The organism is Paenibacillus tianjinensis (genome assembly GCF_017086365.1).
Taxonomy (GTDB): domain Bacteria; phylum Bacillota; class Bacilli; order Paenibacillales; family Paenibacillaceae; genus Paenibacillus_AQ; species Paenibacillus_AQ tianjinensis.
In genome coordinates this window covers 4661448-4682486 of the sequence record NZ_CP070969.1, presented here as the reverse complement: position 1 = coordinate 4682486, position 21039 = coordinate 4661448, and the positions used below count along the sequence as shown (strand labels likewise).

Below are 21039 nucleotides of genomic sequence, written 5' to 3'. Positions count from 1 at the left end.
ATTTTTGCTTTCGTAAGCAACAGCGGGCTATAATGAGGGAAATTATTGGAAGGATGCGTTAGTAAGCATGATAATTGATATTATCGGTGCAGGATCATTGGGGCTGCTGCTGGCGGGTAAGCTTATCCATGCCGGAGCCCGGATCAGAATATGGTGCAGAAGTTCAGAACAGTCAGAAGCGCTGAAAAAAGAGGGATTAACAGTCAGCTATGAGGACGGAACAGCACCGGTCTTCATCCCGGGGAAGGAGATCTTTGCTGCTCCGGCAAGTTCATTTGCGGATACTGTCCTGCGAGAGCCTGGGGATTGGCTGGTCATCACACTCAAGCAGCAGGCTTTTCATGAGAAGTTGCCTGAAATGCTGTTTCCTTTAAAGAACAAAAGCCTGCAAATGGTTTGTTTTCAAAATGGATGCGGACACCTGGAACGGTTGCAGGAGCTAATGCCCTATGCTTCTATCTGGGCAGCAGTGACTACAGAAGCGGCTAAGAGGAAGACATTAACAAAGGTTATTCATGCTGGCAGTGGGGAAACATGGATAGGGAAAGGGGGATTCGGCGGGGCTAGTCCAGAACCGGACATACCGGTACATGCTCCGGCAGTAATAAGTTTGGTGGACACACTCCTAACAGCAGGATTCTCCGCCTCTGTGTCGAAAGAAGTGAATACCATGATTTACCGGAAGCTCTTAATCAATGCTGTGATCAATCCGCTTACGGCGGTGTGGCGCATACAGAACGGTGAACTGCTGGCTTCTGAACAGCGGCTGCTGGTCATGAAGGAACTGTATGCGGAAGCGATTACTGTATTTGATGCCTGCGGAATTGAACATGAGGAGAGTGCCTGGGACAGCATTATAGAAGTATGCCGGGCAACCTCAGGCAATATCTCCTCGATGCTTGCCGATGTGCTCTCCTCAAGAGCAACAGAAATCCGCTGGATTAACGGAAGCATTGTGGATCTGGCAGAGCGCCGGGGGATTCAGGTTCCACTGCATCGCTGGATTTGCCAGCTTGTTGAAGGCATGAGTGCGAGAGAGAGGTGAGGCTGTTTGGAGTTATTGCAAAATTCATTTATTACATTAGGTGTAATTCCGGTTGTTCCCTTTTTTATCGTTTATTTGATTGGAATGGGCCTCAAACAGGATAAAAGAAAGAACTTTTTACTGGCAATGGACGTAACCACATTATTTTTATTATTATCAGTTTCGGCTTTATTCAACATCCTCTTTCATGCGAAATTCGGTTTTTACTTTATACTACTTATTGTATTAATATCCGCTGGACTGATTGGCGGAGCCCAAAACCGGATTAAAGGAAAGGTGGACGGGAAGCGGTTATTCCGGGCGGTTTGGAGGCTATCCTTCTTTTTTTTAAGTTCCATGTATGTACTTTTTATGGTTGTCGTCCTCATTCAATACATATCACAAGCGATGTAATGTTCCACTGCTCCGGTGAAGCGTCAATGTCACAAAATTTTTAAGTTTTAAAAAAAATGTGTTTTCAGAAAATATTGCTCTAGATTTTTTTGACCACTGGTTGTATAATCATAAACCATATACCACATTCTATTTAGGGGGAACTGCTAGATGAAGAAGAGTAAAAGTCTTTTGCTCATGATTGCAATTGTTCTGGTAATCGGCACAGTGCTTGCTGGTTGCGGATCGAACAATGCAAACAATGGCAACAACGCAGCCGCGACTAACAACGCCACGGCTACAGACAATGCAGGTACAAACACAGGCAACACTGGTGACGAGAAATTGGCTGCTGACCAAACGCTTAGAATCAACCTGAGTGCAGAGCCACCTACATTTGACCCTGCACAAGCTCAAGACAGCCAAGCAAACACTGTCCTGAAAACTATGTACGAAGGCTTGACTCGCATGAATGACGAAACTGGCCAAGCTGAGCCGGGTATCGCTGAAAAGTGGGATGTTTCCGCTGACGGTCTGGTATATACCTTCCACCTGCGTGATGCAGTATGGAGCAACGGCGACCCTGTAGAAGCTGCTGACTTCGTTCGTGCTTGGAAACGCGTGCTCGATCCGAACACTGATCCAACAGCACCTTACGCTTATCAACTGTACTACCTCAAGAATGGTGAAGAGTACTACACTAAGAAAGTTACTGACTTCAATGAAGTAGGCGTAAAAGCAGTTGACGCTAAAACGCTTGAAGTAACTCTGAAAGCACCAACTCCTTACTTCCTTGGATTGCTTTCCTTCTATACTTATTACCCTGTACACAAATCCGTTGAGGGTAATGCTAAATGGGCAACCAGCAAAGACACTATGATCACTAACGGTGCTTTCACTTTGACCGAGTGGACAACTGGACAATCTTTGCAAGTAACTAAGAATGAAAAATATTGGGATGCTGCATCCATTAAACTTAGCAAAATCGACTTCTCCCTTGTAAACAGCGGCGCAACTGAACTGCTGAGCTACAAGAACGGCGAGTTGGATCGCGCTGGCGGTCCTACTGGTGAAATTCCTACAGATCAGATTCCTATCGTTTCCAAAGAGCTTCCTAACGAGTTCGTAAGAAAAGGTATTGCAAGTGTTTACTACTATGAATTCAACATCACTGAAAAACCTTTCGACAACGCTAAAATCCGTAAAGCCCTGGCTATGACTGTTAACCGCCAAGTGCTGATCGACAACGTTACACTGGGTGGACAACTTCCAGCATACGGCTTCGTACCTCCGGGTATCGCTGGTGCTGACGGAGAATACCGCACAGCTGTTAAAGACAGCTACTTCACTGAAGATGCTGAAGCAGCAAAAACTTTGCTGGCTGAAGGTCTGAAAGAAGAAGGTCTTGACAAGCTTCCTACAGTTACACTGACTTACAACACAAGTGAAGGCCACAAGAAAATCGCTTTGGCTATCGCTGATATGTGGAAAAACGCTCTGGGTATCGATGTACAAACCGTTAACCAAGAGTGGGCTGTATTTATCGAAAACCGTCAAAACCTGAACTACCAGATCGCACGCGCTGGCTGGACTGCGGATTACAATGATCCAATGACCTTCCTCGACATGTGGGTAACAGGCGGCGGTAACAATGATACAGGTTACGCTAACCCTGAATACGACAAACTGATCAACGAAGCTAAAGCAAGCTCCGACCTGGCTGCCCGCCAAGAAATGTTTGCTAAAGCTGAAAAAATGCTGATCGAAGATGACATGATCTTGATCCCGCTTTACTACTACACAAACAACTCCCTGACTAAAGAGTACCTTAAAGGTGTAACTCTTGACTTCAGTGGTGCAATCGACCTGACTCGCGGCTACCTGCTCGAGCACTAAGATTCTATATACTTCAGTAAACTAAACTGAATAGTTAGGTATCTGAAGTTAGCATTACACTTCGGGATATATATGTGGAATTCCATATATATCCCTTTTTTTTGCATTTCAGGCATTTTGTTAATGTTTACTCTTGTTTACAAAAATAGAAAATAGACAAACTGCCGTTTTTTTCATAAAATCAGTTTGTGTGCCTAAAAAAATTGTCGAAGGAGGTGTTGATGGGGATGGTTCGTTATGTTGCTAATAAGTTGTTTTACATGCTTGTATCGCTGTTTGTGTTAATTTCAGCGACCTTTTTTCTGATGAAAGCTATTCCGGGGGACCCGTTTACTTCTGAGAAGAAAGTTCCGCCGGAAATAAAAGCGCGTTTATATGAGCAATACGGTCTGGACAAGCCGCTCTATCATCAGTATTTTAAGTATTTGGGTGACATTGCCCAGGGTGATCTTGGTGTATCTATGAAACGTTTGAACCAGGACGTTACACACTTGATCGGTCAAACCTTTTCAGCGTCCTTAAAGCTGGGAGTCGTCGCAATTATTGTGTCGGTTATTGTCGGGGTATTTCTCGGGATGATAGCCGCACTCTATCACCGTAAATTCATTGATAGTGCAGCGATGGTGCTTGCGGTGCTTGGGATTGCGGTTCCGAGCTTTGTAGTCGCTTCTGTTTTACAATATGTACTAGCCTATAAGTTCCACTGGGTTCCGGTATCAGGCTTTAAAGGGCCGATCTATTATATTCTGCCTGTAGCAGCGCTCTCAGCGCAGCCGATAGCCTTTATAGCCCGTTTGACCCGTTCCAGCATGCTGGAAGTGCTGCATGCCGATTATATTAAGACGGCAAAAGCTAAGGGACTCAGCTGGGCTGCAATTTTGAGCCGTCACGTATTGCGCAACGGGATTCTGCCGGTTGTAACGTACCTCGGACCAATGACAGCTAACGTTGTAACCGGTTCGGTAGTTATCGAGCAAATCTTCGGAATTGGCGGTATCGGTAAGCAGTTTGTGGAAGCCATTGGTGTCCGCGACTATACGGTTATTATGGGGATTACGATTTTCTATGGCGTATTGCTCATGCTCGCCCGTTTTATCACAGATATTGCCTACGTATTTGTAGATCCACGGATCAAACTAACTGGAGGAAAGGAGGGCTAAAGATTGGCATCTGACAAAAACTTGGTATCGCTTGATGCGAACCTGAAACCGGAAGATTTCCGTAAAATCGGGATTGATGAGAAGCAGGCAGAGGTTATTCAGCGTGAAAGTCTTTCCGCTTGGCGTGATTCCTGGCAGCGGCTGCGTCAAAACAAAATGGCGATGACTGCGCTTGGTATTCTGGGACTGATTGTACTGGCTGCAATCTTTGCACCGTATTTCTCGAAATTCAATTATTATTCCAATGATTTGCTCAATACCAATAAGCCTCCTTCAGGTGATCATTTCTTCGGAACTGATGATCTTGGCCGTGACATCTTTGTACGTACCTGGTATGGAGCACGTATCTCGCTTATCGTAGGTTTGGCTGCTGCGGCAATCGACCTTTTGATCGGTGTAATTTACGGCGGTATTATGGGTTACTTCGGTGGCCGTGTCGACAACATCATGAATAAATTCTCGGAAATTTTGTATGCTATTCCTTACCTGTTGGTCGTTATCCTGCTCCTGGTTGTAATGGAGCCAAGTCTTGGCACTATTATCCTGGCCTTGACCATCACGGGCTGGATCAATATGTCCTGGATTGTACGCGGTGAGATTATGCAGCTCAAGAACCGCGAGTTCGTTCTTGCTTCACGCTCAATGGGTGCAGGCTCCAAGAGACTGTTGTTCCGTCACCTGCTGCCTAATGCGGTCGGACCTATTATCGTAACGATTACTTTATCCGTACCAAATGCAATTTTTGCTGAAGCATTCCTAAGCTTCCTAGGACTTGGTGTGCAGGCTCCTGTCGCTTCCCTGGGATCGATGATCAATGACTCACTGACCGGCTGGCTGTACTATCCGTGGCGCTTCCTGTTCCCGGCTATCCTGGTAAGTTTGATCATGCTTTCCTTTAACATTTTTGGTGACGGCCTTCGTGATGCGCTGGATCCTAAATTGAAAAAATAGGGGATGAACGTTGATGGAACCCATTCTGCAAGTCAAGGATTTGCATGTCTCCTTTTTTGTGAAAGGCGGAGAAGTACAGGCTGTCCGTGGTATGAATTTTGAAGTAGGCAAAGGCGAAACGGTTGCTATTGTCGGTGAATCCGGTAGCGGCAAGAGTGTTACCGCACAATCGATTATGCGCCTGATCCCTACCCCGCCCTCGAAAGTGAAAAAGGGTGAAATTATTTTTCAAGGACAGAATCTGCTGGACAAAAGCATGAAACAAATGGAACATATTCGCGGCAAAGATATTGGCATGATATTTCAAGACCCGATGACTTCTTTAAACCCAACTATCAAAGTGGGTAAACAGATAACCGAAGTTTTGATCAAACATCAGAAAATGTCAGCGGCCGAAGCGACCAAGCAAGGTATTGAGATGCTTAAATTAGTAGGTATCAAAAATGCGGAGGCTCGCTTTTACCAATATCCCCACGAATTCTCCGGCGGTATGCGTCAGCGTGTGATGATCGCTATTGCGCTAGCCTGCCGCCCGGCTCTGCTCATTGCGGACGAGCCGACAACGGCGCTTGATGTAACCATTCAGGCGCAAATCATGGATGTTATGAAAGAGATGCAGCAAAAGCTTGGGACCTCCATTATCCTGATTACACATGATCTCGGAGTGGTTGCCGGTATGTGTGACCGGGTCATCGTTATGTATGCCGGTGAAGTAGTGGAAACCGGTACGCGGTGGGAAATCTTCAAAAATCCGCAGCATCCTTATACTAAAGGTCTTCTGCGGTCAATGCCGCGTCTGGACCAAAAGAAGGGCGAGCCGCTGATTCCGATCATCGGTACTCCCCCGGATCTGATTAAGCCGCCGATCGGCTGTCCGTTCTCTGCGCGTTGCGGCGAAGCAATGCATGTGTGCGAACAAATCGATCCCGGCGCCACAGAATTCAGCGAAACCCATATGGCGCGCTGCTGGAATCTGCATTCGATGGCCAAGGAGGTGCAGTACGTTTGAGTAAGAACCTGATTGAAGTTGAAGGGCTTAAGAAATATTTCAATGTAGGCAAAGGTAAAGTTCTTAAGGCTGTGGATAATATTAATTTCACAATCCGTGAAGGCGAAACCCTCGGGATGGTAGGCGAATCCGGTTGCGGTAAAACTACTGCTGGCCGTACGGTTCTTCGTCTATACGAACCGACTGCCGGAAGCGTGAAATATAATGGTACTGATATTTACAAATTGTCATCCGGTAAAATGAAAGCTATGCGCCGCGATATGCAAATGATTTTCCAGGATCCGTACGCATCGCTTAACCCGCGGTTCACGGTTTCTGATATCATCGGCGAAGCGCTGGATATTCACGGTATGGCCGGAAGCCGCGCTGAACGCAAGAAACGGATTGAAGAGCTGCTGGATATGGTTGGTCTTAACCATGATCATGCTACCCGCTATCCGCATGAGTTCTCCGGCGGACAACGCCAGCGTATCGGAATTGCCCGTTCGCTTGCAGTTAATCCTAAATTCATCGTCTGCGATGAGCCGATTTCTGCGCTTGACGTGTCGATTCAGGCACAGGTTGTCAACCTGCTGAAGGAATTGCAGGACCGTCTTGGCCTGACTTATCTCTTTATCGCGCATGACCTGTCCATGGTTAAGCACATCAGTGACCGCGTAGCGGTTATGTACCTGGGCAGAATGGTTGAACTGGCAGAGAGCGAAGAGCTGTATGCTAACCCGATCCATCCGTATACCAAATCGCTGTTGTCGGCGATCCCGGTTCCGGACCCGGAAATCGAAGTTAACAAAAAGCGTATTCACCTGCATGATGAGCTCGGCAGCCCGATTTTTGCGGCTGGCTCGAAATCGAATGACAGCGACTTCGAACTTGTGGAAGTATCCAAGGGTCACTTTGTCGCCAAACAATTTGCATAATCATCAGTATTAATTCATGTAGGCGGGAGCGTTCAGCTCCCGCCTCTTATGCGTCAGCGGGATTTCTTTGACGCCGCCCCTTACTTTGGATACAATCATATAGAGTTTATGGACCTAATGTTTACATACAGCAGGAATACAAGAACGGGAGGCAATTGCACATGAATGTAGCACCGGAACCGCTACCGGGCGGATCTGCGCTCGCACGCGATTATATAGACCGCTATGAATCGGTAGGCCATTTGTACGGCGGAGATTTCAGAAATGAAGAGAGCAGAAGGAAACGGGCGGAGTGGCTGGATGGCAATGAGGATCAGCGTGCCAACCGGGCTGAGGTAGCTTCAGTGTTGCGCCTTTATAATGAACGTCATAATTCCTCTCCTGAGGTGATGGCATCACTTGCGCTGCTTGAGCAGCCTGGAACACTGGTGATTACCGGCGGGCAGCAAAGCGGCCTGTTCACAGGACCACTCTTCGTTGTGTATAAGGCGATGACAACAATTCTGGCGGCTAGAGAAGCCGCAGCCCGGCTGGGGCGGCCTGTCGTTCCGCTATTCTGGATCGCCGGAGAGGATCATGACTGGGATGAGGTGAATCATACCTATGTTTTGAACCGGACGGGTGAGATTGCCAAAATCAAGCTGGACAAACCGGAAGGGCCGCGCGCTTCAGTTAGCGGTATCACGGTAGAAGAGCAGAGCTGGCAGCAGGTGACTGAACTGCTGGAGGGCATGCTGCAGGAAAGTGAATTTAAACCGCAAATCATGGAGTTTATCCGTACTTCCTCAGATGCAGCATGCAGTATGAGTGATGCTTTTGCTAAGTTAATGGGTTCTTTGTTCGGCAAATTCGGCCTTATTCTGCTTGACTCTGCCGATCCGTCGCTGCGCAGGCTGGAGCGTCCATTCTTCAAGGCACTGATTGAACGGAATGATGAGCTGGAAGCCGCCTATAAGGACACAGCTGCCAATATTATTGCCGCAGGTTATGATCTGCAGGCGGATGTGACGCCGGGTAATGCCAATCTCTTCTATATACATGAAGGAGCGCGGCTGCTGCTGCATAAATCGGAAGGAAGATTCAGCGACCGCAAAGGAGAGGTCTCTTTTTCACGGGAGGAGCTGCTGCTGATCCTGGACGAGCATCCGGAACGGTTCAGCAACAATGTTCTGACCCGCCCGCTGATGCAGGACTATATCCTGCCGGTTCTGGCAACCGTACTCGGACAAGGGGAAATGGCTTACTGGGCGATTCCGCGCGATGCGTTTCATGTGGTTGGCGGACAGATGCCACTGATTCTCCCGCGGATGTCCTTTACGGTAATAGAAGGTACACTCCACAAACATATGGATAAATACGGACTTTCCTTCGCGGATGTCCGCTCCGGTCTTGAGGGGAAGCGGAAGGAATGGCTGGCGGCCCAGGATGAACTTGAGCTTGGACGGCGGTTCGAGGAGGCTAAAGAAGCCTTCTCCGCAATGTATGAACCGCTGATCGAACAGCTCGGCAACATTCAGGCCGGACTGCTGAAACTCGGCAACAACAATAAAGAGAAAATTCTCGATCAGATTGCCTTTCTGCAAGGAAAAGCCATGGATGCCATGGAAAAGCAGAACGAAGCAGCGCTCCGCCAGTGGGAACGGATTGAGCTGTCGCTTATGCCTGCAGGTAAGCTCCAGGAGAGGGTATACAATATTATGTACTACTTGAATCGGTATGGCCTGTCCTGGCTGGATGAGCTGATGACCATCCCGGCGGATTACAGCGGAACGCACCGGATTATTTATATGTAGGAACATGGCGGGGTAGCGAGTATTTGTGCTAGTGTGAGTAAAATCAATGCATCTTAGAATTAACTAAAACTTGAGATAAGAAAGGAACAATGGAGGGGAATTTTGGAACTGTAGGAGCGTAGCGTCCGGCTAAAAGCTTTCCGCAGGAAAGCTAGCATCGAAAGCATAAGCAGTCTGCGGATTTCTACCCTTACAAAGGTTAAATTGAGAAATCTGCAGAAGGGCAGCGGCCGGAAGTCCAAATATTCTCTGGAGTTGTAGCTACTTCGTTCTCCAAAGCTTTAGGTTTATTCTTCAATGCAAAACTATTAGGAGGTTTTCAAATGAGTCCATTGTCGAAAGAAAATAGTATTGTTGCAGATATGTCGCTAGCACCCGAGGGGCATCTCAAAATCGACTGGGTCCGCCAGCATATGCCGGTGCTGAACCGCATCCGTGAGCAATTTGAAGCCGAGCAGCCGTTCAAGGGGCTGAAGGTGTCGATTACACTGCATCTGGAGGCGAAAACCGCCTATCTGGCAAAGGTAGTGCAAGCAGGAGGCGCAGAAGTTACGATTACCGGGTCCAATCCGCTCTCGACACAGGACGATGTCTGTGCGGCGCTTGTCGAAGATGGGATTACAGTATTCGCCAAATACAATCCTTCCCCGGAAGAGTTCAAAGCGCTGAATATTAAGGCGCTGGAGAGCAAACCGGACCTGATTATCGACGATGGCGGTGATTTTGCAACACTGCTGCATTCGGAGCGGCCCGACCTGATGGAGAATATCCGCGGCGGGGCAGAAGAGACAACGACCGGAATTATCCGGCTCAAAGCTTTGCAGAAGCAAGGCATCCTGAAGTTCCCGATGGTAGCAGTCAATGATGCTTACTGCAAGTATCTGTTCGACAACCGTTATGGTACTGGCCAATCAGCCTGGGACGGTATCGTCCGCACAACCAACCTGATTGTAGCCGGCAAGACAGTCGTTGTAGTTGGTTACGGCTGGTGCGGTAAAGGTGTAGCTATGCGGGCCAAAGGCCTTGGCGCTAATGTCATCGTGACCGAAGTCGATGCAATCAAAGCTGTTGAAGCTCACATGGACGGCTTCCATGTCATGCCGATGCTGGAAGCGGCCAAACGCGGGGATTTCTTCGTGACCGTTACGGGCAACCGGTATGTGATACGCGGTGAGCACTACGATGTGATGAAGGACGGAGCGATCCTCTGCAATGCGGGGCATTTTGATGTGGAAGTGAACAAGCCGGAGCTGGCTGAACGTTCGGTTTCCCAGCGTACGGTGCGTAAAAATATCGAAGAATATCAGCTGAAGGATGGCCGCAAGCTGTATCTGCTGGCAGAAGGCAGACTGGTCAATCTGGGGGCGGCAGACGGTCACCCGGCGGAAATTATGGATACCACCTTTGCACTGCAGGCACTGTCCCTGAAATATGTAAATGACAACTACAAGAATATCGGTGTCAAAGTGGAGAACGTTCCCTATGATCTGGATGAACAGGTGGCGCGTTACAAGCTTGAAAGCCTGGGAATTGCCATTGACAGTCTAACCCCGGCGCAGATCGATTATCTGGACAGCTGGAATTTGAACGGTTAAGCGGTACAGTTTAAACACTATAGCCTGGTGCCGACAAACGGCCCAGGTTATTTTTATGGAGACTTGACAAATAAGAAAAAATTACCTCACGTGTGAAAAAGGTTTTTGATTTTTAATGGCGAATCTATTATGCTTAGGTGGTGTGAAGTGGGGTAAAGTGGGGAATTGGTAACAAGGAGTGGGTAAAACGATGTTTATGGGGGAATTCCAGCATAGCATTGATGACAAAGGCCGGATCATTATCCCGGCTAAGTTCCGTGAATTGCTCGGAACCTCTTTCGTTGCGACCCGCGGCCTTGACTCCTGCCTGTTTGTTTATCCCATGGAAGAATGGGGAATCATGGAGCAAAAGCTCAAAAGCCTTTCACTGATGAAATCGGATGCCCGTGCATTCAGCCGCTTTTTTTTCTCGGGAGCGACCGAATGCGTTTGGGACAAGCAGGGCAGGGTAAATCTGCCGGGGAATTTGCGGCAATATGCCAAGCTGGACAAGGACTGTGTTATTCTGGGCGTTTCGAACCGGGTGGAGATCTGGAACAAGGAGCTATGGGAGCAGTACTTCGAACAGTCAGAGGAATCGTTCAACGAGATTGCCGAAAAATTGGTTGATTTCAATTTTGATCTATAAAACATACACAATTCGAATACTGCCCTGGAGGGATGCAGCTTGTTTCACCACATCACGGTGCTTAAAGAAGAAGCGACAGAAGGGCTGCACATCAAGAAAGACGGCATTTACGTCGACTGTACACTTGGAGGAGCGGGACACAGTTCGCTTATTGCGTCCAAGCTTAGTGGCAGCGGCCGGCTAATCTGTCTGGATCAGGATGATTGGGCCCTGGACAATGCCAGAGAACGCCTGGCTGAATACGGAGATAAGGTGGTCCTAGTTAAGACCAACTTCCGCGACCTTGAACAGGTCCTGAAGACTCTTCCGTTTGTTCCGCAAAAAGACGGTGTACCCCAGGTAGACGGCATACTGTTTGACCTTGGCGTATCTTCACCCCAATTTGATGAAGGGGAGCGGGGATTCAGCTATAATCACGATGCCCCGCTTGATATGCGGATGGATCAGTCCGCAGACTTGACCGCAGCCGAAATAGTTAACACATGGCCCGAGCAGGAAATCGCCCGAGTGCTTTTCCAATATGGAGAAGAGAAGTTCTCACGGCGGATTGCCCGGAAAATTGTGGAGAGGCGTGAGGAGCATCCGGTAGAGAGTACCGGAGAATTGGCCGAGCTGATCAAGGAGGGCATTCCCGCAGCCGCGCGGAGAACGGGAGGACATCCTGCGAAACGCAGTTTTCAAGGACTCAGGATTGCAGTTAATGATGAGCTGGGAGCGTTTGAAGAAGGACTGCATGGAGCTGTACGCTGCCTGGCGCCGGAAGGAAGAGTATCAGTTATTACCTTTCACTCGCTGGAGGACCGGATTTGCAAGCAGATTTTCAGCAGCTATTTGAGCAGATGTACTTGTCCGCCTGACTTTCCGTTTTGCGTTTGCGGCGCTGAAGGCACGCTCAAGTTAATAAACCGTAAGCCGCTGATTCCTTCCGAGGAAGAACTTGAGCTTAACCCGCGCGCCCGTTCGGCGAAATTGCGCGTTGCAGAGAAATTGTAAAATACGACGATAAAGGAGAGTCAGAGATGGCCTATACCCGCGGCAATTTAGCAGTTCAACCCAAGAGAAAACAAGAGGAAAACCCGCTTTACCGCGAGAAGACGAAAGTTGTCACCAGACGGATGGTGCTGCCGACACAGGAGAAGCTTTTGTATATGCTGACACTGGGAGCATTTGTGCTGGTAGCTGTCGCCCTGATTTGGCGTTACGTCCATATTTATGATTTGAACATGCAGGCTCAAAAGCTGGACAGCAAAATCGCTGAAACGCAAAAGCAAATTGCCACTTATCAAATGGAGAAGCAGTCTTTAGAGCAGCAGGTGGCCGTGAAAGCTGAGAAGCTGGGCTATATTCAGCCGCCTGAAGATTCTACAATCTATGTATCCGCTAAAGGTACGGCAGCTGACGGAAACGACAATTAGCGGCTGACAGCAGCCGCAATAATAGAGTTTGTGAGGTTTCCTTATGGTAAAGAGAATCAAACTTCGCACGCTGTTTATAGGAGGGTGTATTACCCTCTTTTTTCTTGTTTTAGTTGCCAGGGTATTCTGGATTCAGGTGCTGCAAAACGATTTCTGGCATGAAAAGGCAATCGCCCAATGGGCGCATACCTCAGTCATCAAAGCTAAGCGGGGAACGATCGAAGACCGCAACGGCAGTGTTCTGGCCAGCGATGTTCCGGCTTACACGGTTGTGGTGAACCCTGAGGTCATAGCGGAGCAGGGGCTCGGTGAAGAGGTAATTCAGGGGCTCCACGAACTGCTGGGCAAACCGGAGAATGAACTGAAGGCGCTGGTCGAAGCCAAGGATAAGAACGGGAATTACCTCAAGAACCGTGAAATCCGCAATGAGGGCTGGAAGATTGACAAAGAGCTTGCGGATAAGGTGAAGGCATTCTACGAAGGTCTGGAAGATGAACATGATATTCTCGAGACTGGGGTCGGGCTTATCACGGAGCAGAAACGCTATTATCCGAAGGATTCTTTGGCTGCGCATATTTTGGGCTATACCAACCGGGACGGCGTTGCCATCATGGGGCTGGAGAAATATTTTGACGAGAAGCTTAAGGGAATCAATGGCGAGCTCAATTATCAGAGTGACGGCAAGGGGATTAAGCTTCCTGATTCCAAGGATACCTATCAGCCTGCGGTGAACGGTAGTAATTTCAAGCTGACCATTGACAGTATGATTCAACGTTATATTGAAGATGCGATGCAGAAGGCATATGACCAGTACAAACCGAAGAGTATGACTGTTATTGCCGCCGAGCCGAACACGATGGAAATTCTCGGTATGGCGAATATGCCTACGTTTAATCCCAATGAATTCTGGAAAACAACAGATCAAGGAGACTTTTTGAATCATGCGATTAAATCGATATACGAGCCCGGCTCCACCTTCAAGATTGTAACGCTGGCCGGAACGGTGCAGGAGAAGCTGTTTAATCCCGATGCCACCTTTAAGTCAGGTTCGATCCGGATTAAGGGCTACAGTAAAGCACTCCATGACATCAACCGCTCGGGCTGGGGTGAGATTTCCTTTCTTGAAGGTGTAAAACGCTCCAGTAACGTTGCTTTTGTAAAGCTGGGTTATGAGATGCTGGGACAGGAACGGCTCACCCAGTATATCCATGATTTTGGGTTTGAAGAGAAGACAGGCATCGATCTGCCGGGAGAAGTCTCAGGCCGGGTAACTCCGCAATACTCTGTCGAGTATGCCACACTGGCTTACGGACACGGGAAGGTGCAGGTAACGCCAATCGAGCAGCTTACGGCAGTAGCGGCCATCGCGAATGGCGGTAAGCTGATGGTGCCGCATGTCGTCAAGGAAGTGACCGATCCGAATACCGGGAAAACAACGGCCACCCAGCCTGAGGTTGTCCGTCAGGTTATCTCGGAGGAAAGTGCACGGGAGACCGGTAGTTATCTGGAGCAAGTCGTATCGGATCAGAGTATCGGTACCGGGCGTCATGCCTACATTGAAGGCTACCGGGTAGCAGGTAAGACTGGTACAGCGATCAAGGTAGAGGGTCAGGATTACGTGAAGTCCAAGGTGCTAGTATCATTTATCGGTTATGCCCCGGTTAATGATCCGAAGATTGCGGTTATCGTCATTATCGATGAACCGAACGTGGAGGTTGGCGGAGGAACCGCAGCAGCCCCGGTCTTCAAGGAGATCGTTTCGCAGTCCCTCCAATATATGGGCGTACCCAAAACGGTTGAGAGTGCAAAGGAAACGGGGACGAAAGTGAGCCAAACTGCTGCAGTGCCGCAACGTTCAACACCGGACTTAACCGGCAAAACGATGAAGGAAGCACGGGAGCTTTTGCTCGATCAGGGATATGATTTTGAAACGGTCGGCGGAGGGGCAAATGTAGTAAGCCAGTATCCGGAGAAGGGCACCCTGCTCGCTTCGGGCCAGCGGATCTATTTGCTAAGCCAGCAGGGGGATCAAACAGCTATCCCTGATTTGCGCGGGCAGTCACTGCGTGATGCGCTGGAGGTTCTTAATCTGCTGAAGGTCGGCATTGCCGTTGAAGGTGAAGGGTATGTCACAGAGCAGACCGAATCAGATCAGAATGGCAAAAAGCTGGTGACCCTGAAGCTGAGTCCGCTCAATGAATACGGGGAGGAAATTCCTGTTGCTGCCGCAGATGAAGATGCAGCGGGTTCTGAGGATAGTGGAGGTTAGCATAAAAAGTACAAAATTTAATCTATAGTAATTCTTACAGTTTCGTGAGGCTTGTTCTAAGCCCTGTTTGTCCCGAATAGTCATGAAGATAAGAGATCATGTCTATACGAGCGAAAGCGGGGAGAACGGAATGAAGGTTTCGAAAGTCGTAACTCGGCGGAGAATGCTGTGGACACTGCTGGGACTGGCTGTGTTGTTCGGTTCGCTGGCCGTACGTCTTGCCTATGTGCAGCTCTATCAAGGTGAGAAGCTTAGCGCTAAGGCGGAGGAGTCGTGGCGTCGTAATATTCCATATACCGCAAAGCGCGGTGAAATATTGGACCGCGAAGGCGTCGCGCTGGCCTACAATGTCAGCTCGCCTACGGTTTATGCTGTTCCCGTACAAGTGAAGGATAAGCAAAAGACGGCACAGCAGCTGGCTCCGCTTCTTGGCATGACCGAAGAGAAGCTGGTCGCTTTAATGTCTAAACGGGAGATGTCGGTGAAGCTACAGCCCGGCGGCCGCAAAATTACGATGGAGCTTGCCGCGAGCATCCGTGATTTGCAGCTGCCGGGCATCGTTGTGGCTGAGGACAACAAGCGTTACTATCCCTTCGGAGATTTGGCAGCACATATTCTCGGGTTCACCGGGATTGATAATCAGGGGATTACCGGAGTAGAAAGCATATACGATAAGCTGCTAAAAGGAATAGAAGGCAATGTGTCGTATTTATCCGATGCGGGCGGACGGCTAATGCCAGGCTCCTCAGAGAAATATTCCGAACCTCAGGAAGGCCTCAGCCTGCAGCTGACGATTGATAAGCAAATTCAATCGATCATGGAACGCGAGCTCGATCAGGCAATGGTCAAGTATCAGGCACAAGGCGCCTGGTCAATCGCGATGAATCCGAAGAACGGCGAAATTCTGGCCATGGCCAGCAGGCCGGGTTATGAACCTGGCGCTTACAAGGAATATGATGCAGCGGTCTATAACCGCAATCTTCCGATATGGATGACTTATGAGCCGGGGTCAACGTTCAAGATTATTACCTTGGCTGCTGCGCTGGAAGAGAATAAAGTTGATTTGCAGAATGAGCACTTCTTTGATCCGGGATATATTGAGGTCGGAGGTGCGAAGCTGCGCTGCTGGAAAAAGGGCGGCCATGGCAGCCAGACCTTCCTTGAAGTGGTCGAAAATTCATGCAACCCCGGTTTTGTGGCACTGGGGCAGCGGCTGGGTAAAGATACCTTGTTCAAATATATCCGTGATTTCGGCTTCGGAACGAAGACAGGTATTGATTTGAACGGAGAAGCGAGCGGAATCCTGTTCAAGCCTTCCCAGGTCGGGCCGGTGGAGCTGGCAACTACTGCTTTTGGCCAAGGGGTCTCGGTTACACCGATTCAGCAGATTGCAGCAGTGTCGGCAGCCATTAACGGCGGCAAACTGTTTACCCCCCATGTCGCCAAGGCCTGGATCAATCCGGAAACGGGTGAGACCGTATCTGAGGTTCAGTCTAAGGAAGTACGGCAAGTGATTTCGGAAGAAACGTCGAAGAAAGTGCGGGCTGCCCTCGAGAGCGTGGTTGCCAAAGGCACCGGGCGGCCGGCATTCATTGACGGCTACCGGGTGGGAGGTAAGACGGGGACGGCACAAAAAGTGATCAACGGCCGTTATTCTCCGACGGAGCACATTGTTTCTTTTGTCGGCTTTGCGCCTGCGGATGATCCGCAGATCGTAGTATACACCGCGGTTGATAATCCCAAAGGAATACAGTTCGGGGGCGTAGTAGCCGCTCCGATCGTACAGAACATCCTGGAGGATTCCCTGCATTATTTAAAGGTGCCGGAGCGGAAAGACCAGCTTCCCAAAACCTATAAATACGGAGAAACTCCGATTGTTACGGTTCCTGATCTTACAGGTGCGACAGTACAGGATATTTATGAGGATCTGAATATGAACTTTACGCTTGCCCGTTCCGGGACTGGCAATACTGTAATTAATCAGGCTCCCAAGCCTGGGGCAAGAGTTGAACAGGGTTCAACCATCAGGATTTATATGGGTACTTCCAGTGAATGATAGTAGTAAGTATATCTTCTTATCCGAAATTGCAGAGTGAGGGATTAGTTATGAAAATTAAAGAATTATCTTCTTGTCTCGCGGCTTCGCGCTTGTACGGGGAAGGAGAAACTGAGATTTCAGATATTCAGGCGGATTCCCGGAAAGTTAAACCGGGTGACCTGTTTATCTGTCTCCCGGGTTTTACGGTGGATGGTCACGAATTCGCACCGCAGGCGGCGGCAAACGGCGCTTCTGCTCTTGTCTGCGAACGGAAGCTGGACATAGATCTGCCCCAGCTAATCGTAGATGACTGCCGGTTTGCGATGTCCGTATTGTCCAATGCCTTCTTTGGCTCACCAAGCAACCGGATGAAGATGATTGGTGTGACCGGAACGAATGGTAAAACAACGACCACCTATCTGATCGAACGGATTTTGACGGATCATGGGGTAAAGACAGGGCTGATCGGTACGATCCAGCTGCGTTATGACGGCCAGACCTATACGGCGTCAGGTACTACACAAGAATCGCTTGAGCTTCAGCGTACGCTGAATGATATGGCTCTGAAGGGTGTGGAATGCTGTGTAATGGAAGTATCTTCCCATGCGCTCCATCAGGGACGGGTAAAAGGTACGGATTACCGCACCGCTATTTTCACGAATTTAACCCAGGACCACCTGGATTACCATCATACGATGGAGGAGTACCGCGCAGCAAAAGGGCTGTTCTTCTCACGTCTTGGAAATGTGATTTCGCCATGGAAAGAAGAACGCAAATATGCCGTGCTGAATGCCGATGATGAGGCGGCCGCTTATTTTGCCGCCCAAACCGCAGCAGAAGTGATTACATACGGTATTGACAGCAAAGCGAATGTTAGAGCTTCGCAGATATCGATCACGTCAAAGGGAACTTTTTTCCATGTGGATACGTTTAAGGGAGAGACTGACATTTCACTGCGTATGGTCGGTAAGTTTAATGTCTACAATGCTCTTGCTGCCATTACAGCTGCACTGCTTGAAGATGTTCCGCTGGAAGAGATCAAGACCAGTCTGGAATCTGTAGCCGGTGTGGATGGACGTGTGGAGTCTGTCGATGCAGGCCAGGATTATGCAGTGATTGTAGACTATGCCCATACACCGGATGGCCTGGAGAACGTACTGAGAGCGGTCTGCGAATTTGCCGGCGGGAAGGTGCTGACTGTGTTCGGATGCGGCGGAGACAGGGATAAGACCAAACGTCCGCTCATGGGCAAGATTGCCGCGAAGTACAGCGATCATGTCTTTGTTACTTCCGATAATCCCCGGACGGAGGATCCGCTCTTGATTCTGCAGGATATCGAGGCCGGGCTGACAGAAGACGGTGTGGAACAGGACAGCTATGAGATGATACCGGACCGCCGGGAGGCGATCACAAAAGCTATTGAAATGGCAAGCCCCGGAGATGTAGTATTGATTGCGGGGAAAGGTCATGAGACCTATCAGCTGATTGGCGGAGTGGTTCATGATTTCGATGACCGTCTTGTTGCCAAAGATGTTATAAGGGGCCGAAGCTATTGATTACAAGAACGCTGCAAAGAATCGCTGCCATGTGCGGAGGAGAACTGGTTTCCGCTGTAGATACGGATATGGAGATTGCTGGGGTCGTTACCGACTCACGTAAAATTACGACAGGTTGTCTGTTTGTCCCGCTGGCCGGAGACAACTTTGACGGGCATCATTACAGTGCTGCGGCTTTGGCTGCCGGAGCTGCTGCCACGTTGTGGCAGCAAGACAAGGGACCTGCACCGGAAGGCGGTGCTGTCATTCTGGTTGAGGATACGCTGGCTGCGCTGCAAAAGCTGGCTGCCGCATATTTAAGTGAAGCAGCCCCGCAGGTTGTGGCGATCACGGGCAGCAACGGCAAAACGACAACGAAGGATATGATTACTGCTCTTTTGGAGGGCCAGTATAAGGTTCATAAAACCCAGGGGAATTTCAATAATCATATCGGCTTGCCGCTTACTGTACTCTCGATGAGCGAGAACACAGAAATTGCTATTCTGGAGATGGGCATGAGCTCCCGGGGGGAAATTGCCCTACTCGCTTCGCTTGCTGCTCCTGATGTAGCGGTTATCACCAACATAGGCGAATCGCATCTGCTGCAGCTTGGCTCGCGTAAGGAAATTGCCCGGGCTAAGCTGGAAATCGCCGAAGGGCTAAAGCCGGGAGGACTGCTTATCTACAACGGCGATGAACCTTTACTCGCGGAAGTGATGGCTGAGCCTTCTTTCCATGCCCCTGCACATATGCAGACGCTACGTTTCGGTTTGAGTGCAGATAACGATAATTATCCTACAGGGATGATGACGCATCCCGGAGGAATGACGTTTACAACCCGCTATCTTGCTGAGGAGCGTGCCTTTACACTGCCGCTTCCCGGACGCCATAATGTCATCAACGCGTTGGCCGCACTGGCAGTTGCCCGCCATTATGGGGTAACCGAGGCAAACATCGAAGAGGGGCTGAAACGGCTCAAGTTGACCGGCATGCGGATTGAAGTGATGATGACCGCATCCGGCCTGACACTGCTGAATGATGCCTATAATGCAAGTCCAACCTCCATGAAAGCGGCGATTGATGTGCTGCAGTCTATGAAAACCGGCGGCAGCCGGATCGCTGTGCTGGGGGACATGCTGGAACTGGGTCCGGAGGAAGTGGATTTCCACCGGGAAATCGGTGAATATCTTGACCCGGCATTAACCGATCTGGTGTTTGCCTATGGTCCGCTTGCTGCCCGGTTAGCTGAGGCCGCAACGGAGAAATTCGGTCCTGAACGGGTGTTTGCCTTTACAGACAAGGCAGAGCTGTCTTCGGTCCTGAACAGCAAATGCAGTACCAAGGATATTGTGCTGTTCAAAGCCTCCAGGGGGATGCGCCTGGAAGAGGTGCTGCACAGCCTGAATGAACATTTTAATCAGACCTAAATTAATGGAGGGGGTGTACCCATGGATTATCAACTTCTGCTGCTGACAATTGCTGTATCTTTTATCCTTGCGGTCATTGCCGCTCCGCTCATCATTCCGCTGCTGCGCAGGATGAAATTCGGACAGCAAGTACGTGACGACGGACCGCAATCCCACTTGAAAAAAGCGGGCACGCCTACAATGGGCGGAATTATCATCATGGTGGCGTTCACGTTATCTTTTTTGAAATTTTCCGTGGTGAATTCGGACTTTTATGTCCTTCTGGTGGCTACGCTCGGCTACGGGCTGATCGGGTTTCTGGATGACTATATTAAGATTGCCTTTAAACGTTCACTCGGACTTACCGCTCGCCAGAAGCTGGCGGGTCAACTCCTGGTGGGCATCGTGCTATGTATCCTGCTGAATAATGCCGGCCACAATACCGGAATTAGCATTCCAGGGACAGACATCAGCTTTGACTGGGGCGGGTGGTTCTACTATCCGTTCATTGTGATCATGATGATGGCGGTCACGAACGCCGTGAATTTTACAGATGGCGTAGACGGATTGCTGTCCGGTGTGAGTGCCATTGCACTTGCCGCTTTTGCCGTAGTGGCCATGCAGGCTACATCGATTGCAGCAGGGGTATGCGCAGCGGCGATGATTGGTGCAGTACTCGGCTTTCTTGTGTTCAATGCACACCCGGCCAAAGTATTTATGGGGGATTTCGGTTCCTTCGGTATCGGCGGGGCGATTGGGGCAATTGCCATTGTGACCAAAAGTGAGCTGCTCTTTGTGGTAATCGGCGGCGTGTTTGTTATTGAGATGCTGTCTGTTGTTCTGCAGGTGGCCTCATTTAAGACGCGCGGCAAGCGCATTTTCAGAATGAGCCCGATTCATCATCACTTTGAGCTGGGCGGATGGTCGGAATGGAGAGTCGTCACCACATTTTGGGCGGTAAGTCTGGTGCTGGCGGCAGTGGGACTAATCTTGAGCAAGGGGTTGTAAGG

17 protein-coding genes are annotated in these 21039 nt (G+C 49.5%); all 17 read left to right on the top strand.

Annotation, left to right across the window (positions count from 1 at the left end):
• The first annotated feature begins 67 nt into the window (after positions 1-67).
• The 17 genes from JRJ22_RS21905 (at position 68) to mraY (ending at position 21037) form a co-directional block, all read left to right on the top strand.
• Positions 68-1045, top strand: a complete 978-nt coding sequence (locus tag JRJ22_RS21905; protein WP_206101488.1) for a ketopantoate reductase family protein — start codon at positions 68-70, stop codon at positions 1043-1045.
• A gap of 6 nt (positions 1046-1051) precedes the next feature.
• A complete protein-coding gene (locus JRJ22_RS21900) occupies positions 1052-1438 on the top strand; it encodes a DUF3397 domain-containing protein (RefSeq protein ID WP_206101487.1) in 387 nt (128 codons plus the stop codon).
• A 150-nt stretch (positions 1439-1588) separates the two neighbouring features.
• Positions 1589-3313 carry a peptide ABC transporter substrate-binding protein gene (locus tag JRJ22_RS21895; protein WP_206101486.1) on the top strand — a complete coding sequence of 575 codons (1725 nt, stop codon included), beginning with the start codon at positions 1589-1591 and terminating at the stop codon, positions 3311-3313.
• 227 nt (positions 3314-3540) lie between these two features.
• Positions 3541-4473, top strand: coding sequence for an ABC transporter permease (locus JRJ22_RS21890; protein WP_206105254.1), 933 nt, complete (start codon positions 3541-3543; stop codon positions 4471-4473).
• A 3-nt stretch (positions 4474-4476) separates the two neighbouring features.
• Positions 4477-5424: an ABC transporter permease gene (locus JRJ22_RS21885; RefSeq protein ID WP_269751859.1), complete on the top strand. Its 948-nt coding sequence runs from the start codon at positions 4477-4479 to the stop codon at positions 5422-5424.
• A 13-nt stretch (positions 5425-5437) separates the two neighbouring features.
• The gene (locus JRJ22_RS21880; protein WP_206101485.1) at positions 5438-6433 is read left to right on the top strand and encodes an ABC transporter ATP-binding protein; all 996 of its coding nucleotides are present in this window, start codon (positions 5438-5440) and stop codon (positions 6431-6433) included.
• On the top strand, positions 6430-7350 hold the full coding sequence (locus JRJ22_RS21875; RefSeq protein WP_206101484.1) for an ABC transporter ATP-binding protein: 921 nt from the start codon (positions 6430-6432) through the stop codon (positions 7348-7350). The genes JRJ22_RS21880 and JRJ22_RS21875 overlap by 4 nt, the downstream gene beginning before the upstream one ends.
• Before the next feature lie 161 nt (positions 7351-7511).
• Positions 7512-9143, top strand: coding sequence for a bacillithiol biosynthesis cysteine-adding enzyme BshC (bshC, locus tag JRJ22_RS21870; protein ID WP_206101483.1), 1632 nt, complete (start codon positions 7512-7514; stop codon positions 9141-9143).
• Between the two features lie 323 nt (positions 9144-9466).
• Positions 9467-10738, top strand: coding sequence for an adenosylhomocysteinase (locus JRJ22_RS21865; protein ID WP_206101482.1), 1272 nt, complete (start codon positions 9467-9469; stop codon positions 10736-10738).
• 190 nt (positions 10739-10928) lie between these two features.
• On the top strand, positions 10929-11366 hold the full coding sequence (gene mraZ, locus JRJ22_RS21860; protein ID WP_038595376.1) for a division/cell wall cluster transcriptional repressor MraZ: 438 nt from the start codon (positions 10929-10931) through the stop codon (positions 11364-11366).
• A gap of 39 nt (positions 11367-11405) precedes the next feature.
• Complete coding sequence (rsmH, locus tag JRJ22_RS21855; protein ID WP_206101481.1) at positions 11406-12359, top strand: 16S rRNA (cytosine(1402)-N(4))-methyltransferase RsmH; 954 nt, start codon at positions 11406-11408, stop codon at positions 12357-12359.
• Positions 12360-12385: 26 nt separating this feature from the next.
• Complete coding sequence (locus JRJ22_RS21850; protein WP_206101480.1) at positions 12386-12781, top strand: hypothetical protein; 396 nt, start codon at positions 12386-12388, stop codon at positions 12779-12781.
• Positions 12782-12824: 43 nt separating this feature from the next.
• The gene (locus JRJ22_RS21845) at positions 12825-15050 is read left to right on the top strand and encodes a penicillin-binding transpeptidase domain-containing protein (RefSeq protein WP_206101479.1); all 2226 of its coding nucleotides are present in this window, start codon (positions 12825-12827) and stop codon (positions 15048-15050) included.
• Between the two features lie 130 nt (positions 15051-15180).
• Positions 15181-17106 (top strand): stage V sporulation protein D, encoded by a 1926-nt coding sequence (locus tag JRJ22_RS21840; RefSeq protein WP_206101478.1) that lies wholly within the window; start codon positions 15181-15183, stop codon positions 17104-17106.
• A gap of 50 nt (positions 17107-17156) precedes the next feature.
• Positions 17157-18644, top strand: coding sequence for a UDP-N-acetylmuramoyl-L-alanyl-D-glutamate--2,6-diaminopimelate ligase (locus tag JRJ22_RS21835; protein ID WP_206101477.1), 1488 nt, complete (start codon positions 17157-17159; stop codon positions 18642-18644).
• Positions 18641-20050: a UDP-N-acetylmuramoyl-tripeptide--D-alanyl-D-alanine ligase gene (locus tag JRJ22_RS21830; RefSeq protein ID WP_206101476.1), complete on the top strand. Its 1410-nt coding sequence runs from the start codon at positions 18641-18643 to the stop codon at positions 20048-20050. The genes JRJ22_RS21835 and JRJ22_RS21830 overlap by 4 nt, the downstream gene beginning before the upstream one ends.
• Positions 20051-20071: 21 nt before the next feature.
• Positions 20072-21037, top strand: coding sequence for a phospho-N-acetylmuramoyl-pentapeptide-transferase (mraY, locus tag JRJ22_RS21825; protein ID WP_206101475.1), 966 nt, complete (start codon positions 20072-20074; stop codon positions 21035-21037).
• Positions 21038-21039 lie beyond the last annotated feature (2 nt).

Bases quoted from the DNA above. Each gene is read 5' to 3' on its own strand.
- JRJ22_RS21905 (WP_206101488.1), top strand. From the start codon at position 68: ATGATAATTGATATTATCGGTGCAGGATCATTGGGGCTGCTGCTGGCG.
- JRJ22_RS21895 (WP_206101486.1), top strand. From the start codon at position 1,589: ATGAAGAAGAGTAAAAGTCTTTTGCTCATGATTGCAATTGTTCTGGTA.
- JRJ22_RS21890 (WP_206105254.1), top strand. From the start codon at position 3,541: ATGGTTCGTTATGTTGCTAATAAGTTGTTTTACATGCTTGTATCGCTG.
- JRJ22_RS21880 (WP_206101485.1), top strand. From the start codon at position 5,438: ATGGAACCCATTCTGCAAGTCAAGGATTTGCATGTCTCCTTTTTTGTG.
- bshC (WP_206101483.1), top strand. From the start codon at position 7,512: ATGAATGTAGCACCGGAACCGCTACCGGGCGGATCTGCGCTCGCACGC.
- JRJ22_RS21865 (WP_206101482.1), top strand. From the start codon at position 9,467: ATGAGTCCATTGTCGAAAGAAAATAGTATTGTTGCAGATATGTCGCTA.
- mraZ (WP_038595376.1), top strand. From the start codon at position 10,929: ATGTTTATGGGGGAATTCCAGCATAGCATTGATGACAAAGGCCGGATC.
- JRJ22_RS21850 (WP_206101480.1), top strand. From the start codon at position 12,386: ATGGCCTATACCCGCGGCAATTTAGCAGTTCAACCCAAGAGAAAACAA.
- JRJ22_RS21845 (WP_206101479.1), top strand. From the start codon at position 12,825: ATGGTAAAGAGAATCAAACTTCGCACGCTGTTTATAGGAGGGTGTATT.
- JRJ22_RS21840 (WP_206101478.1), top strand. From the start codon at position 15,181: ATGAAGGTTTCGAAAGTCGTAACTCGGCGGAGAATGCTGTGGACACTG.
- JRJ22_RS21835 (WP_206101477.1), top strand. From the start codon at position 17,157: ATGAAAATTAAAGAATTATCTTCTTGTCTCGCGGCTTCGCGCTTGTAC.
- mraY (WP_206101475.1), top strand. From the start codon at position 20,072: ATGGATTATCAACTTCTGCTGCTGACAATTGCTGTATCTTTTATCCTT.